Raw genomic sequence first — 15,201 nt, forward strand, 5'->3', positions numbered from 1 at the left:
GCCACCCATGCACGACCAAGCCACCACACTCTTCGGCCCCGGAGACGACGACGCCCCGGGACTGGACGAGCTGCTGGCCCACGCCGTGGGTGGCACCGGCGCGCACATGGGCGCCCTCTACCTCCTCACGCCCGACGGGGACACGCTGCGCATGGAGTCGACGATCGGGCTTCCCACGCCGATCGCCAGCCAGTGGTCCAGGCTCCGCCTGGACAGCCGGATCCCCGGCTCGGTCGCGGTGCGCGAGAGGCGCCTGGTGTGGGTGCCGGGGCAGGAGGAGATGGCCCGGCACTACCCGGACGCCGCCCTGACCCTGCCGTACCCCTTCTCGTTGGCCGCCGCGCCCATCTGCATCGGCGAGGACTGCTGGGGCGCACTCGTCCTGCTGTGGCCCGCGCCGCACGCCCCCGAGCTCAGCCCGCAGGAGCGGGACGTCATGGAGCTCGACTGCCGCCGGATGGGCATCCTGCTGCGGCGGGCCGCCGAGACCGGCCACCCGGTCGTGCCCGGCGAACGGCCCCGGCCCCTCGCCGTCGGCCGCGACGCCGAGGCGGACCCCGAGGAGGCGCTGGCCGCGCTCGACTACGTCAACCGGCTGCCCGAAGGGTGCTGCGCGCTCGACATGGACGGCCGTGTCACGTTCATCACCGAGACGGCGGCCGGCCTGCTCGGCGGCAAGGTCTCCGAGCTGCTCGGGGCCAGGCCCTGGGAGGTGCTGCCGTGGCTGCGGGACCCGGTCTTCGAGGCCAACTACCGGGCCGCCGCGCTCAGCAACCAGGTCACCGCGTTCACCGCCGCCAACCCGCGCGGCGAGCGGCTGGCCTTCGAGCTGCACTCCGACCCGTCGGGCATCAGCGTCCGCATCGTTCCCGTCCCCGGGCCGGTCCTCCAGGAGCCGCAGGCGGACACCGGGCACCTCATCAGGCCCATCCGGGCCGACACGCTCTACAACCTGGTCCACCTCGCGTCGACCCTCACCCGGGCCGTCACCGTCCAGGACGTCGTGGACCTCGTCACCGAGCAGGTCATCGTCCTCTGCGACGCCCAGGGCATGGCCATCCTGCTCGCCGAGAACGGCCGGATGCTGGTGGTCGGCTCCCACAACTACGAGCCGGAGGTCATCGACCACTTCGACGGCCTGCCGCTCACCGCGCACAGCGCGAGCCAGCACGTCATGCTCACGGGCGAGGCCGCGTTCTTCGGCAACTGGGAGGAGCTGGCCGCCCGGCATCCCGACGCGGTGGCCCAGCCCGGCATGGCCGCCTGGGCGGTGCTCCCGCTCATCGCCTCCGACCGCCCCATCGGCACCGTCGTCCTGTCGTACGAGCACGCGCACGTCTTCACCGCCGACGAGCGGGCCACGCTCACCTCCCTGGCCGGGCTCGTCGCCCAGGCCCTGGAGCGCGCCCGGCTCTACGACGTCAAGCACCACCTGGCCGAGGCCCTGCAGGCGAGCCTGCTGCCGAGCGCGCTGCCCAGCGTGCCCCGCCTGGACGTGGCCGCGCGGTACCTGCCCGCCACCCGCGGCATGGACATCGGCGGCGACTTCTACGACCTCATCAGGCTGGACGAGAGCACGGCCGCCGCCGTCATCGGAGACGTCCAGGGCCACGACATGACCGCCGCCGCCCTCATGGGGCAGGTGCGTACCGCCATCCACGCCCACGCGACCGCGGGCGCGAGCCCCGGCGAGGTCCTCTTCCACACCAACCGGCTGCTCATCGACCTCGCGCCCGACCTGTTCACAAGCTGCCTGTACGTCAACCTCGACCTGGAGCGGCACGTCGCGTGCCTGGCCAGCGCCGGCCACCTCCCGCCCCTGCTGCTCCGGCCCGGCACGCCCGCGGAGATCGCGGACATGCCCGCGGGGCTGCTGCTCGGGCTGGACCCGGACGCCGACTACCCGACGATGGAGCTGCCGCTGCCGCCCGGGTCGATGCTCGCCCTCTACACCGACGGCCTGATCGAGGCGCCGGGCATCGACATCGGCGAGGGCATGGAGGCCCTGGGCCGACGCCTCACCCGCTGCTCCGGCCGGCCCCTGGCCATGGTCGCGCAGACGCTCATCGACCACGCGCTCGACGTCCAGCAGCGCACGGACGACATCGCGCTGCTGCTGCTGAAGCACCTCTGAGATCACCCAGGTAGCTGGAACACCCGGCTTGACGCCATGCCCGCATGCCCCTATAAACAGATTATATCTACTAAATAAGTGGGGAATAGGGAGAACCGATGAACGCACGCGGGCCTCGCGGGGTGGTGGCCGCCCTGGCGGCTCTGGCACTCACGACCTTGACCGCGGCCTGCGGCGGGTCCGGCGGCGACGGCAAGCCCGGCGCCGCGCCGGCCGAGGTGCGGCTCGGGTTCTTCCCGAACATCACGCACGCCACCGCCCTCGTCGGCGTCGAGAAGGGCCTCTACGCCAAGCATCTCGGCAGCGGCACCACGCTCAAGACCAGCACGTTCAACGCCGGCCCGGCCGCGATCGAGGCGGTCTTCTCCGGCGCCGTCGACGCCACCTACGTCGGCCCCAACCCGGCCATCAACGCCTGGTCCAAGTCCAAGGGCAAGGCCATCAAGATCGTCGCGGGGGCCGCCTCCGGAGGCGTGTTCCTCGTCGTCAAACCCGGCATCACCTCGCCCGAGCAGCTCAAGGGCAAGAAGATCGCCACGCCGCAGCTCGGCAACACTCAGGACGTCGCCCTGCGCTACTGGCTGACCGAGAAGGGACTCAAGACCGACACCAAGGGCGGCGGCGACGTCCACATCGTCCCGCAGGAGAACTCCCAGACCATCCAGACGTTCGCCACCGGCGACATCGACGGCGCCTGGGTGCCCGAGCCGTTCGCCAGCCGCCTCATCAAGGAGAGCGGCGGCAAGGTCCTCGTCGACGAGCGCGACCTGTGGCCGGACAAGCAGTTCGTCATCACCCACCTGATCGTCCGGCAGGAGTTCCTCAAGGAGCACCCCGACACGGTCCGCAAGCTCATCGAGGCGCACGTCGAGGCCAACGACCTGATCAAGTCCGACCCGGCCGGCTCCGCCCGGACCGCCAACGCCGCGCTGCAGAAGCTGACCGGCAAGGCGCTCAAGCCCGAGGTCCTCGACAGCGCGTTCAAGAACATCACGTTCACCGACGACCCGATCGCCTCGTCGCTGGTCACCAGCGCCGAGCACGCCACCAAGGTGGGCCTGCTGGACCAGGTCGACCTGAACGGCATCTACGACCTCAAGATCCTCAACGAGGTCCTGGCCGCCAAGGGCCAGTCGCCCATCTCGGACAAGTGACTCCCGGACAAGTGACTCCCGGACAAGAGACTCTCGGACAGTGACGGAGGTGCCATGACCGCTCCGCTGACGGAGCAGGCCGGCGGGCGGACCGACGGGCAGCGACCCGCCGTCCGCCTCCAGGCCGTCTCCAAGACGTACGGACACGGCAAGGCGGGCCTGCTGGCCCTGGACAACGTCGCCCTCGACGTAGCGCGCGGCGAGTTCGTCTGCCTGCTCGGCGCCTCCGGCTGCGGCAAGAGCACGCTGCTGTCGCTGGTCGCCGGGCTCGACGCGCCCACCGCCGGCCGCATCGACGTCGACCGCCGGCGGATCGCGCTCATGTTCCAGGAGCCGGCGTTGTTCCCGTGGCTGACGGTCTCGGCCAACGTCGAGATGGCGCTGCGGGCCAAGGGGCTCGGCAAGCGGGAGCGGCGCGACCGGGCGGCGGAGTACCTGGAGATCGTCCACCTCGGCGGGTTCGGCCGGAAGCGGCCCCACGAGCTGTCGGGCGGCATGCGGCAGCGCGTCTCCCTGGCCCGGGCGCTCGCCCAGGACGCCGACGTGCTGCTCATGGACGAGCCCTTCGGTGCGCTCGACGCCATGACCCGCGACCTTCTCCACGACGAGCTGGAGCGCATCTGGCGCGAGCGCGACCTGACCGTGCTGTTCGTCACCCACAACGTCCGCGAGGCCGTCCGGCTCGGCGACCGGGTCGTGCTGCTGTCCAGCCGCCCCGGCCGGGTCGTCGAGGACTTCCCGGTCACGCTGCCGCGGCCCCGCCGTACCGACTCGGCGGAGGTCGCCGAGCAGGCCGGCGAGATCACGCAGCGTCTGCGCCAGGAGGTCATGCGCCACGGCGCCGCGCCGACCCGCGTCCCGCAGGAGGCGACCCCCGATGGCCGCTGACCCGCCGGCTCCGTCCCTCGCCCTGGAGGTCGCCTCCGATGGCCGCTGACACGCACGCCCGGCAGATCGCCGGGCTCGACGCCCTGGAGCTGGCGCCCGCGCGCCGCGCCGGCCTGCTCACCCGAGCCTGGGCCGGCACCTGGCCCGTCGCCCTGGCCGTCGTCCTCGTGCTCGCCGCCTGGCAGCTCGTCGTGCTCGCCGGATGGTGGCCCGAGTACGTCTTCGCCGGGCCCGTGACCACGCTCACCGAGCTCGGCCACCGGCTCGGCGAGGCCGAGTTCTACCAGGCGCTGACGGTCACCATGCGCCGCGCGGTCGTCGGGTTCGCCCTCGCGATCGCCGCCGGGCTGGTCGTCGGGGCGCTGGTGTCGCGCATCCGGCCGCTGCGCCGGGCCGTCGGCTCGCTCATCACCGGGCTCCAGACGATGCCGTCCATCGCCTGGTTCCCGCTCGCGATCCTGCTGTTCGGGCTGAGCGAGAGCGCGATCCTGTTCGTGGTGGTGCTCGGCGCCGCGCCGTCCGTCGCCAACGGCCTGATCGCCGGCGTCGACTACACACCGCCCATCCTGCTGCGGGCCGGGCACATGCTGGGCTTCCGGCGGCTCACGCTGTACCGGCATGTCATCCTGCCGGCCTCGCTGCCGTCGTTCCTGGCCGGGCTCAAGCAGGGCTGGGCGTTCGCCTGGCGCTCGCTGATGGCCGGTGAACTGCTCGTCATCATCGCCAACCGGCCGTCGCTCGGCGAGCAGCTCCACTTCGCGCGCGAGCTGGCCGACTCTCCCGGCCTGCTCGCCACCATGATCGTGATCCTCGTCATCGGCATCCTCGTGGACCGGCTGTTCGGCCTCGCCGACAACGCCCTGCGCCGCCGCTGGGGCCTCCACCAGGTGACCACCTGAGCGACATGCGGATCTCCGCCCGGACCCAGTACGCCCTGAGAGCCGCCGCCGAGCTGGCCGCCGCCCCGCCCGGGCCGGTGCCCGCCGAGCGCATCGCGGCGGCACAGGGCATTCCCCGCAAGTTCCTCGACAACATCCTGCTCCAGCTGCGCCGCGCCGGACTCCTGCACAGCCAGCGCGGCCCCGAAGGCGGCTACTGGCTCGCGTACCCCAAGGAACAGATCAGCCTGGCCGACATCATCACGGTGGTGGAGGGCGTGCCGGAGGGGGGTGACCACGGCGGATACCCGGGGGTGGCGCGGCCCCTGGCGGACGTGTGGAGCGCGTTACGGGACCACGAGGAGACGCTCCTGTCGGAGATCACCCTCGCCCACGTGGCCGAGGGCACCCTCCCGCCACCCCACGACCACCCCCACCCCGTCACCGGCGCCGCCCCCACATCAGCGCCTTCGGTTTCCGGCACCTCCACCCCCTCCGCCCCGGCGCCCACCCCCTCCACCCCGACAGCCGCCTCCACCGCCTTCCCTCCCTCCGAGCCGCGCTCTCCGTCTGCGCCGGACGGGTCGTCTTCGCGTGACCGGTCGTCTCCGCCGGAGGGGACGTCTCCGCCTGACCGGACGTCTCCGCATGACCGGTCGTCTCCGTCGGAGGGGTCGCCTCTCCCGGACCGGTCGGTTTCGGTGGACGGGACGGGAAGCCGGCTCGCCACTCGGCCTGGCTGAGGCGGCGATGGCGGCCTCACCTTCGCAGGGTGCCAGGATTGGGGCATGTCAGGGCTGGTGGAGTTGTGCGGGAGAGAGGCGGAGGCGGGCGCGATCGCGGCCTTGCTGGCCGGGGCCGGCCGCGGTGAGAGCGCCCTGCTGGTGCTGCGCGGAGAGCCCGGCATAGGCAAGACGGCGTTGCTCGACCACGCGGAGGCGACGGCCGGTGATCTGCGGCTGCTCCGCGGCACGGGGGTCGAGTCCGAGGCGGAGCTGCCGTTCTCCGGGCTGCAGCTGTTGCTGCGTCCGGCACTGGACTGTCTCCCGGCTCTGCCGGCTCCGCAGCGCCTGGCGCTGGAGTCGGCGTTCGGGCTCAGCTCGGGCGCCGGCGCCGACCCGATGCTGGTGGGGCTCGCGGTGCTGTCCCTCCTCGCGGAGTACGCGGACGAGGGCGGGCTGCTGTGTCTGGTCGACGACGCGCAATGGCTGGACCGGGCGTCCCGGGACGCGCTGCTGTTCGCCGCCCGGCGGCTGCGGGCCGAGGGCGTGGTCATGCTCTTCGCCGCGCGTGACGGCGAGGGCTCCTTCCCTGCTCCCGGCCTTCCGGAGCTGCGTCTTTCCGGTCTGCGCCCGGAGGCGGCCGCGGCGCTGCTGGACCGGCACCCGCTGCCGCCCACGCTGCGCTTCCGTCTGCTGGCCGAGGCGCGGGGCAACCCGCTGGCCCTGCTGGAGCTGCCGGTCGCGCTGGCCGCCGAGCCGGGGGCGGCGTTCGCCCCCGGGGCGCTGCCCCTGACCAGCCGCCTGCAGCTGACCTTCCACGGCCAGGTCAGCCGGATGCCGGAGGCGTCGCAGACGCTGCTCCTGGTCGCCGCGGCCGACGAGGAGGGCGAGCTCGCCGCGGTCCTGCGGGCCGCCGAGACCGTGGGCGCGGGCGTCGGTGACCTGCTGCCGGCCGAGCGGGCGGGTCTCATCGTCCGCGGCGGCTCCGAGGACAGCCTCCGCTTCCGCCACCCGTTGATCCGCGCCGCGGTCTACCAGCGCGCGCCGCTCGCCCACCGCCTGGCCGTCCACCGGGCGCTCGCCGCGGCACTCGACAGCCCCGAGCAGGCGGACCGCCGGGCCTGGCACCTCGCGGCCGCGGCCACCGGGCCCGACGAAGAGGCCGCCACCGCGCTGGAACACGCCGCGGCCCGCGCTCGGGTACGCAGCGGTTACGAGGCCGCGGCCGCCGCGTACGAACGGGCGGCCCGCCTGAGCGTCGACCCTGGGGCGAGGGCGCGCCGTGAGGCCATGGCCGCCGAGGCCGCCCTGGAGACGGGCGACCTGGAACGGGCCGGCGACCTGGCGCGCCGCGCGGCGGCCCGGACCGGCGGCGCCCCGGCCGTGCGGGCGAGGCTGGGCGAGGTCCAGGCGCTCGCCGAGTTCTGGAAGGGGGCCTACCCGGCCGCCCATCAGCGGTTGCTCGACGGCGCCGCGCTCATCGGCGGCGCCGACCCCGTCCAGGCCGCGCAGATGCTGATCCAGGCCGTGCACACCGCGTGGTACCTGGGCGAACAGCAGCTCGCCGCGACCCTGGAGCGGCTGTCGGCGGTGCCGCCGGCGGACACCGACCCCCTGGCGCCGATCGCCTGCTTCCTCGTGCACCTGCTGAACCCGGGCGGCTCGGAGCCTCCTCCGCCGCTGGGGGAGACGCTCGACGAGGTACGCCGCCGCGGTGGGGCGCCGGACCAGGCTCTGATGATCCTGTGCGGCGCGGCGCTGGCGCGGGGCCAGGACGCGGACGCCTACCGGCTGGCGAACACGCTCGCGGCGGACCATCGGGCACGGGGCAGGGCCGGACGGCTTCCCACGGTGCTGTTCTTCGCGGTCGAGGGTGAGGTCTTCACCGGCCGCCACCTGGACGCGCTCACCACGGCGACCGAGGCGCTCGGCCTCGCCCGTGACACCGGGCAGCAGCAGTGGGTCAGCCAGTTCAGCAGCGTGCTGGCCTACCTCGACGCGGCCAAGGGCGACGAGGACGCCTGCTCGCGGCACGCGGAGGCCGGTCTGGCCGGGGCGGCCGCCGGGGCGATCTCCCCGGGCGCGCCCTGGGCACACTGGTCGCTCGGCCTGCTCGACCTGGGCCTGGGGCGCGCCGAAGCCGCCCTCGCGCGCTTCGAGCGTCTCACCCGCAAACCGATGCGCCATCACATCTGCGCCACGCGTTCCACCCCCGACCTGGTGGAGTCGGCCGTACGGGTCGGGGCGCCGGAACGCGCCGCCGAGCCGCTGGCCCGCTTCGAACGATGGGCGGAGTCGGTCCGGCAGCCCTGGGCGGACGCGCTCGTCCTGCGCTGCCGGGGCCTGATCGGCGCCGACGACCAGGCCGAGCAGTCGTACGCGGCGGCGCTCAAGCTGCACGACCAGGACGCCCGCCCGCTGGAGTACGCCAGGACGGCGCTGCTCTACGGCGAGTGGTTGCGCCGGGCGCGCCGCAAGTCCGAGGCGCGGGGCCTGCTGAACGGCGCGCTGGAGGTCTTCGACCGGCTCGGCATGGCGCCGTGGGCCGAACGGGCCCGCGGCGAGCTGACCGCGACCGGCGCCCAGGACCAGGGCGCGCGCGCCGGCGAGGGAGCGGCTGCCGCGCTCACCCCGCAGGAGCTGCAGATCGTCCGGCTGGCCGCGCAGGGCCTGTCCAACCGGGACATCGCCGCACAGCTCTTCCTCAGCCACCGCACGGTCGGCTATCACCTCTACAAGGCATATCCCAAGCTCGGCGTCGCCTCCCGCGGTGAGCTCAAGAATCTTGCCGCCAGTCTGGGAATGTGAGTACGTTGGCCCGATGACCACGCCAGAACGGGTCCTACCTGGACAAATGCTGCCGGTTGACGTTGACGCCGTCCCCGCCGTCGAGCTCGGTCCCGGGGTTCACGTGCGGATGCTCCCGGGGATGGAAGGGATCAGAACCTGGGTCGTCGATCTCGCGCCGGGCGCCGAGTGGCCGGAGCTGGACGTCCACGAGACCTACGGCGAGGCCTACTTCGTGGTCCAGGGCGAGCTCATCGAGGGTGACCGCATCCACGGCCCGGGGACCTACGTCGCCTTCGGGCCGGAGACCAGCCACCGGCCCCGTTCCGAGACCGGTGCGCGCGCCTTCGGCTTCAACTACGACGTGTGATCAGGGGCGTCGACACCCTCGACGATGATCAGATCGCCTTCCAGGTGATCCGTGCGGAGTGGCAGGATCTCCTGGTAGGCGGCCGAGTGGTAGAAACCGCGCGCGTGCTCCATGGACGGGAACTCCAGCAGCACGACATCGCCTGGCCAGGATCCCTCCTTGACCTCGACCGTGCCGCCGCGCACGATGAACCGGCCGAAGAACGGGTCCATGGTCGCCTGGACCTTCTCCTTGTACTCCAGCACGTCGGGGTGGATCTCTTCGGGCCTGCGAAGATGGGCGAGCAGGTACGCGGTCATCGTTACTCCAAGTCGGGTTCTGCGTGGTCGCACGGGTGGGGGCGGACCGATGGTCGGGTCCGCCCGCCGGAGTCGGGCTCCGCCCGCCGAGGTCAGGCCCCGGCCGGCACCTTGTCGAGGAAGCCGAGCACCTGGCTGATCCGGCCGTCGTCGCCGATCACGACGACGTCGAACCCGACGGCGAGCGGCTCGGCCCCTTCCGGACCCAGGTTCCAGGTGAAGCGGGCGATGTCGTGGTGGGCGTCGACGGCTCCGGCGAGGCTGAACATCAGCCCGCCGAACTGGCCCTGGACGGCGGCGATCGTCGCGTCGAGGCCGTCGAGGCCGCGCACCGACACCAGCGGGTCGGTGTACGTGGCGTCCTCGGCGAAGACCTCGGCGAGCGCCGCCCGCCTGGCCGCCGCGTCGGTCTCGTTCCAGGCGGCGAGGTAGCTCTGGACCAGCTGGTCGATGTCGCTCATGTGCTTGCTCTTTCGTGGTCGTTCGTCTTGACCACAAAGTTACGGAGCCGCTGGTGACGCGGAATCTGTCGTACTTAAGTACTTCCTTAGGTACTTCGCCGCCGACCGTCGCCGGTCATGAGCCCAGCATGGCGAGGACGTGCGGCCAGGCCGCCGCGCCCAGGGCCGCGTCAGCGTCGGCGGATCCTCCGTACAGGAACGACGGCGACGGTTGCGCGGGAGACTCGCCGGGGAAGCGCGGCCGATGGCCGGCCGAAGGATGGCTGACGATCCGGACCTCCCGGCGTTCCGCGAGCGCCTCGGCGAACGTCAACGACGGCCACAGCTGATCGTCCGCCCCCGCTACGAGCAGGACGTCGGCGCGGGTCCGCTCCAGCGGGATCGCGGATTCCGGAGGAGCGGCGGCGAGACCGCGCTCGTAGAAGGCGCGGAAGGACATGGGCGGCCCGTGATCGGGCCATTCGGCCGGATACGGGGTGAAGGGGAGTGGCTTGCCGTGCCACGTCCAGGACGACCGGTAAGGGGTCGACGCTCCGTCCAGTCCGGGGCCGATGTTGGCCCAGACCACGGATGACGGTGAGACGGCGATGACAACGTTCACGCGCGGCTCCAGGCACGCGAGCATCAGTGCGGCCTCCGCGCCCTTCGAGCCCCCGAGCACGGCCAGCCGCGACACACCCGTCTCAACCAGAAGATCGAGTGCCGCCACGAACGTCTCCAGCGGTACCTCGCAGATGCCCGGCGGCTGACCCGCCCCACCCCACCAGCGGATCGACATCGCTGTCACGCCGTGCTCGGCCAGCAGGTCGCAGCGCTGCTCCTCGACCCGGCCGCTGGACCCGGACAGGACCAGGACACCGACCCCGGCACCCGGTGAGATCGTCACGTGTTTCTCCACCCGCCGCATTATGGCCCGCGCCTCAGCGCGCCCCGACGGAGACCAAGACGGCGACCAAGGAGGAGTGGTCACCGGCGGGACGGTTTGCGTGGGGGCCGGCGTGGCACAGTCCGGATGTGACTGACGTCTGGGATCTCGTGGTCGTCGGCGGCGGCCCGGCGGGTGCGGCCGCGGCGCTGCGGGCGAGGCAACTGCGCCCCGGCGCGCGCGTCCTGCTGCTGGACAAGGCCGGCTTCCCGCGCGACAAGGCGTGCGGCGACGGCATAGCGGCCCACGGCCGGGACGAGCTGGCCCTGCTCGGCCTGCCCGGCATCATCGACGACTACCGGCCCACCTCCCGGCTGTCCGTGGTGTCGCCGAGCGGTTCGCGGGTGAGCGCCGAGGCGGCCCGGCCCAACCACGTCGTGCCGCGCCGCGTGTTCGACGCCCGGCTGGTGGAGGCCGCCCGGGCGCTCGGCGTCGAGGTCCGCCGCCACCGGGTCCGCGCGATCGACCAGTCCGGCCCGTACCCGGTCATCGACGCGGACATCGCCGCCCGCGCGGTCGTGGCGGCCGACGGCGCCCACTCCGCCGTCCGCCGTCTCGTCGGCATCCCGCCGAACACGGCCCAGCACACGGCCATCGCCGTACGCGGGTACGCCGACGTCCCCGGCTCCGACGACGCCCAGCTCATCGCGATGCAGAAGGAGGGCTGGCCCGCCTACGCCTGGTCGTTCCCGATCGGCGACGGCACCGCGAACGTCGGGTTCGGCATGCTGCTGCCCCGGCTGCACGCGCTCGGCTCGCCCGGCCGGCAGGTGCTGCACGGCCGTCTCGCCGAGCTGCTGCCCGACCGGCCGGCCCGGGACTTGCGCGCCCATCACCTGCCGCTGTCGTCCGGACGGCCCACGCCCGGCGCGGGCCGCGTCATGCTCGCCGGGGACGCCGCCAGCCTGATCAACCCGCTCACCGGCGAGGGCATCTACTACGCCCTGCTGTCGGGACGGCTGGCGGGCGAGGCGGCCGTCGAGGCGCCCGGCGACCCGCTGCCCGTCTACCGGCGCAAGCTCCGCGCGGCCCTCGGGCCGCACCTGCGGACCACCGACGTGCTGGCCCGGCTCGCCCAGTCGCCCGGGTTCATCGACGCGGCCATCGGCACGGCCGCACAGCGCAAGGAGGTGTTCGACCTGCTGGTGGAGGTGGGGCTGGGGGCGGGGATGGTGCCGCTGCCCATGGCTCTCGCGGTGGCCCGCCGCTGGCTGCGCGAGTCCGTGTCGAACGTGCTCCGCCGCGCCCCCCGCCACTGAGACGGGGGAGGTCAGGCGGTCAGGGACGGGCCGTTGGCGAGCAGGACGAGGACGCCCACCGCCGCCACCCCGATCGCGGCGGCGAACGGCGCCCGCGCCGACCGGCCGTGCAGCAGCGTGCCCGCCGCCACCAGCGCCCCCGTCACCCCCACCGCCAGCCATCCCGCGGCACCCGCGTCGCCCGGCGGCGCGAAGACCAGCAGCCACGTCGCGGCCAGCAGCGGCAGCGGGGCCAGCAGCCGCGTGCGCTCCGCGCCGAGCCGCTGCGGCCACCCGCGCACCCCGGCGGCCAGGTCGTGCGGGATGTCGGGCAGGACGTTCGCCAGGTGGGCGCCCACCCCGAGCATGGCCGCGGCGGCCACCGCCCACCAGGCCGGCCACGGATGCCCGGGCAGGCCGAGCGTCACGAAGGCGGGCAGCGAACCGAACCCGATCGCGTACGGGACCCACGACAGGACCGTGGCCTTCACCCCCAGGTCGTAGGCCCACGCGGCGGCCACGCCCACGAGGTGCGCGGTCCCGGCGAGCAGCCCGGACGCCAGCGAGAGCGGCACGCACAGGGCCAGGGCGACGAACGCGGCGTTGCGCACGGCGGCGGCGCTGACCGCGCCGTCCACGATCGGCTTGCCGGCCCGCCCCGCCGCGACGTCGTGACGGGCGTCGACCGCGTCGTTGCACCAGCCGACCGAGAGCTGCCCGGCGAGCACGGCCGCCGCCACCAGCGCGCACCCGGCCGCGTCGCGCCCGCTCGCCACCGCGAGCGCGGTCACCAGGGACGTCACCGCGACGGTCGGGCCGGGATGGCAGGCCCGTGCCAGCCCGCCGGCCGTCCGCCTCAGGCCGCCCACCCGTGCCGCCTCATCGCCAGTCACTCCCTGATCGTAGGCCGCCTTCGCCGGCCATCGCGGACACAGGCACAGGCGCGGCTGACCCGGGATGATCGAAATGGCAGGGGATTGTGGTCATCGCGATGGCTTAGCGGTCGCCCGGAGGGGAAACGTCCGGAACGTCGGAGTCGTACAGCGCCACGAGCCGGAGACCGCACATGACCCGTATCGCTGCCGTCCGTACCTCCTTCCCGCCGAACCGCTACCCCCAGGCGGCGCTGACGGACATGGCGGCGCGGATGTGCCTGCCCGGCGGCGCCGACCGGCGGCTGCTCGACCGGCTGCACCGCAGCGCCCGCGTCGACTTCCGCAACCTCGCGCTGCCGATCGAGGAGTACGTCAAGCTCGACGGGTTCGGCGCGGCCAACGACGCGTACATCGCCACGGCCGTCGAGCTGGGCGCGGAGAGCGTGAGCGGGGCGATCAAGGCGGCTGGGCTGGAGCCGGAGGACGTGGACATGATCATGTTCGCCACGGTGACGGGCGTCGCCGCCCCCTCGGTGGACGCCCGCCTGGTCGACCGGGTGGGGCTGCGGCGGGACGTCAAGCGGCTGCCGGTGTTCGGGCTGGGCTGCGTGGCCGGGGCCGCGGGGATCGCCCGGCTGCACGACTACCTGCGCGGCTGGCCCGACCACGTCGCGGTCCTGCTGTCGGTCGAGCTGTGCTCGCTGACCGTGCAGCGCGGCGACTCCTCGCCCGCCAACCTGGTCGCGAGCGCGCTGTTCGGCGACGGCTCGGCGGCCGTGGTGGCCTGCGGCGGCGAGCGGGAGGCGCACGGGCCGGCCGTGGTGGCCACGCGCGGGCACCTGTATCCCGACTCCGCCCACGTCATGGGCTGGGAGGTGCGGGACTCGGGGTTCGGCGTGCTGCTGGACGCGAGCGTCCCGGACATGGTCCGCCGCTACCTGGCCGACGACGTGCGCGACTTTCTCGCCGGGCACGGGCTCACCGCGCGCGACATGGCCGTCTGGGTGTGCCATCCCGGCGGCCCCAAGGTGCTGGACGCCGTGGCCGAGGTGCTCGACCTGCCCGCCGGCGCCCTGGAGCTGACCTGGCGCTCCCTGGCCGCCAACGGCAACCTGTCGTCCTCGTCCGTGCTGCACGTGCTGGAGGACACGCTCGAGGAGCGGCGTCCGGAGCCGGGGGAGTACGGCCTGCTGCTCGCGATGGGCCCCGGCTTCTGCTCCGAACTCGTCCTGTTGCGCTGGTGACCGTGTCCCGCCCTCGTCCTGTCCCGATCACGCTCGTTTCTCCGCCGCGCCGGGAGTGGCCATGCTCTGGTATCTGACTCTCATCCTGCTCGTCGGCCTGGAACGCCTGGCCGAGCTGCGCATCGCCCGCCGCAACGCCCGCTGGAGCCTCGAACGCGGCGGCGTCGTCACCGGCCAGGGCCACTACCCCTGGATGGTGGCCCTGCACACCGGCCTGCTCGCCGGCGCGCCGCTGGAGGTGGCCCTGGCCGACCGGCCGTTCCTGCCCGTCCTCGGCTGGCCGATGCTGGCGCTCGTCGTGGCCGCCCAGGCGTTGCGCTGGTGGTGCATCACGGCCCTCGGTCCCCGCTGGAACACCCAGGTGATCGTGGTGCCGGGGCTGCCGCTCGTGACGCGCGGGCCGTACCGGTTCGGATGGCTGCGGCACCCCAACTACGTGGCCGTGGTGGTGGAGGGCGCCGCGCTGCCGCTCGTCCACACCGCGTGGATCACCGCGCTGGCGTTCACCGTGCTCAACGCGGTCCTCATGGTCGTACGGATCCGCTGCGAGAACGCGGCGCTGGCCACGGCCGGCGGGCGGGCCGTCGCGTGATCGACGTCCTCGTGGCCGGAGGCGGGCCCGCCGGCCTGGCGACCGCCATCCACGCGGCCCTGGCCGGGATGGAGGCGGTGGTGGTGGAGCCGCGCGCCACCCCCGTGGACAAGGCGTGCGGCGAGGGCCTGATGCCCGGCGGGGTCGCGGCGTTGACGGCGATGGGCGTGGAGCTGACGGGCCGCCCGCTGCGCGGCATCCACTACCTCGACGGCCGCCACTCGGCCCGGGCCGCGTTCCACGACGCCGGCGGTCTCGGGGTGCGGCGGACCGTGCTGCACGCCGCCCTCGCCCGCCGGGCCGCCGAGCTGGGCGTCAAGACCGTCACCGGCCGGGTCGCGTCCGTGCGCCAACACCGCGACGGCGTCGAGGCGGGAGGGCTGCGTGCCCGCTGGCTCGTCGCGGCGGACGGCCTGCACTCGCCGATCCGCCGCTCGCTCGGCCTCGGCCTGCCCGACGCGCGACGCCGCCGGTACGGGCTGCGCCGCCACTACCGCGTGGCCCCCTGGAACGACCACGTGGAGGTCCACTGGTCCGGCCGCCGACCACACGCTCGAATGCTTCTGCCCCGAGTCGGCCCGCCACTTCCGCGCCTGGCTCCAGGCCCGGTACGGCACGGCCGACGGGCTCAACG

Annotated in this window: 14 protein-coding genes and 2 pseudogenes; 12 read left to right on the forward strand and 4 right to left on the reverse strand. The window is 73.7% G+C overall.

Annotation, left to right across the window (positions count from 1 at the left end; translation table 11 throughout):
• Positions 1-7: 7 nt before the first annotated feature.
• From AB0H81_RS14820 to AB0H81_RS14850, 7 genes and pseudogenes are all read left to right on the forward strand, one after another.
• A complete protein-coding gene (locus AB0H81_RS14820; protein WP_358374193.1) occupies positions 8-2,134 on the forward strand; it encodes a SpoIIE family protein phosphatase in 2,127 nt (708 codons plus the stop codon).
• A gap of 98 nt (positions 2,135-2,232) precedes the next feature.
• Complete coding sequence (locus tag AB0H81_RS14825; RefSeq protein WP_358374196.1) at positions 2,233-3,288, forward strand: ABC transporter substrate-binding protein; 1,056 nt, start codon at positions 2,233-2,235, stop codon at positions 3,286-3,288.
• A 54-nt stretch (positions 3,289-3,342) separates the two neighbouring features.
• Positions 3,343-4,176 carry an ABC transporter ATP-binding protein gene (locus tag AB0H81_RS14830; RefSeq protein WP_358374199.1) on the forward strand — a complete coding sequence of 278 codons (834 nt, stop codon included), beginning with the start codon at positions 3,343-3,345 and terminating at the stop codon, positions 4,174-4,176.
• Between the two features lie 38 nt (positions 4,177-4,214).
• Positions 4,215-5,075: an ABC transporter permease gene (locus AB0H81_RS14835; protein WP_358374202.1), complete on the forward strand. Its 861-nt coding sequence runs from the start codon at positions 4,215-4,217 to the stop codon at positions 5,073-5,075.
• A 5-nt stretch (positions 5,076-5,080) separates the two neighbouring features.
• Positions 5,081-5,455, forward strand: a pseudogene (locus AB0H81_RS14840) (Rrf2 family transcriptional regulator); the annotation flags it as partial.
• Positions 5,456-5,842: 387 nt separating this feature from the next.
• A complete protein-coding gene (locus AB0H81_RS14845; protein WP_358374205.1) occupies positions 5,843-8,584 on the forward strand; it encodes a LuxR C-terminal-related transcriptional regulator in 2,742 nt (913 codons plus the stop codon).
• A gap of 46 nt (positions 8,585-8,630) precedes the next feature.
• Entirely contained in the window at positions 8,631-8,933 is a 303-nt protein-coding gene (locus AB0H81_RS14850) for a cupin domain-containing protein (protein WP_358374208.1), read from the forward strand.
• Here AB0H81_RS14850 and AB0H81_RS14855 read toward each other — a convergent pair.
• The 3 genes from AB0H81_RS14855 to AB0H81_RS14865 form a co-directional block, all read right to left on the reverse strand.
• Positions 8,921-9,232, reverse strand: coding sequence for a DUF1330 domain-containing protein (locus AB0H81_RS14855; protein ID WP_358374211.1), 312 nt, complete (start codon positions 9,230-9,232; stop codon positions 8,921-8,923). The two genes, AB0H81_RS14850 and AB0H81_RS14855, sit on opposite strands and share 13 nt — an antisense overlap.
• A 92-nt stretch (positions 9,233-9,324) precedes the next feature.
• On the reverse strand, positions 9,325-9,693 hold the full coding sequence (locus AB0H81_RS14860; protein ID WP_358374214.1) for a nuclear transport factor 2 family protein: 369 nt from the start codon (positions 9,691-9,693) through the stop codon (positions 9,325-9,327).
• Positions 9,694-9,808: 115 nt separating this feature from the next.
• Positions 9,809-10,591, reverse strand: a complete 783-nt coding sequence (locus AB0H81_RS14865) for an acyl-CoA thioester hydrolase/BAAT C-terminal domain-containing protein (RefSeq protein WP_358374216.1) — start codon at positions 10,589-10,591, stop codon at positions 9,809-9,811.
• A gap of 116 nt (positions 10,592-10,707) precedes the next feature.
• On the opposite strand from AB0H81_RS14865, the gene AB0H81_RS14870 reads away from it, so the two are divergent.
• Positions 10,708-11,877, forward strand: coding sequence for an NAD(P)/FAD-dependent oxidoreductase (locus AB0H81_RS14870; protein ID WP_358374219.1), 1,170 nt, complete (start codon positions 10,708-10,710; stop codon positions 11,875-11,877).
• An 11-nt stretch (positions 11,878-11,888) separates the two neighbouring features.
• Here the strand turns inward: AB0H81_RS14870 and AB0H81_RS14875 are convergent, their stop codons facing one another.
• Positions 11,889-12,749, reverse strand: coding sequence for a UbiA family prenyltransferase (locus AB0H81_RS14875; protein ID WP_358374222.1), 861 nt, complete (start codon positions 12,747-12,749; stop codon positions 11,889-11,891).
• A 173-nt stretch (positions 12,750-12,922) separates the two neighbouring features.
• Here AB0H81_RS14875 and AB0H81_RS14880 point away from each other — a divergent pair, with 173 nt between their 5' ends.
• From AB0H81_RS14880 to AB0H81_RS14895, 4 genes and pseudogenes are all read left to right on the forward strand, one after another.
• Positions 12,923-13,975, forward strand: a complete 1,053-nt coding sequence (locus AB0H81_RS14880) for a 3-oxoacyl-[acyl-carrier-protein] synthase III C-terminal domain-containing protein (protein WP_358374225.1) — start codon at positions 12,923-12,925, stop codon at positions 13,973-13,975.
• Positions 13,976-14,036: 61 nt separating this feature from the next.
• Positions 14,037-14,567: an isoprenylcysteine carboxylmethyltransferase family protein gene (locus AB0H81_RS14885; RefSeq protein WP_358374228.1), complete on the forward strand. Its 531-nt coding sequence runs from the start codon at positions 14,037-14,039 to the stop codon at positions 14,565-14,567.
• 11 nt (positions 14,568-14,578) lie between these two features.
• Positions 14,579-14,974 (forward strand): annotated as a pseudogene (locus AB0H81_RS14890) (monooxygenase); the annotation flags it as partial.
• The coding region (locus AB0H81_RS14895; RefSeq protein ID WP_358374233.1) for a beta-galactosidase at positions 14,952-15,201 on the forward strand (250 nt) is incomplete at its 3' end. The pseudogene AB0H81_RS14890 and the gene AB0H81_RS14895, both read left to right, overlap by 23 nt.

This window comes from Nonomuraea sp. NPDC050691 (genome assembly GCF_040654455.1).
Classification (GTDB): domain Bacteria; phylum Actinomycetota; class Actinomycetes; order Streptosporangiales; family Streptosporangiaceae; genus Nonomuraea.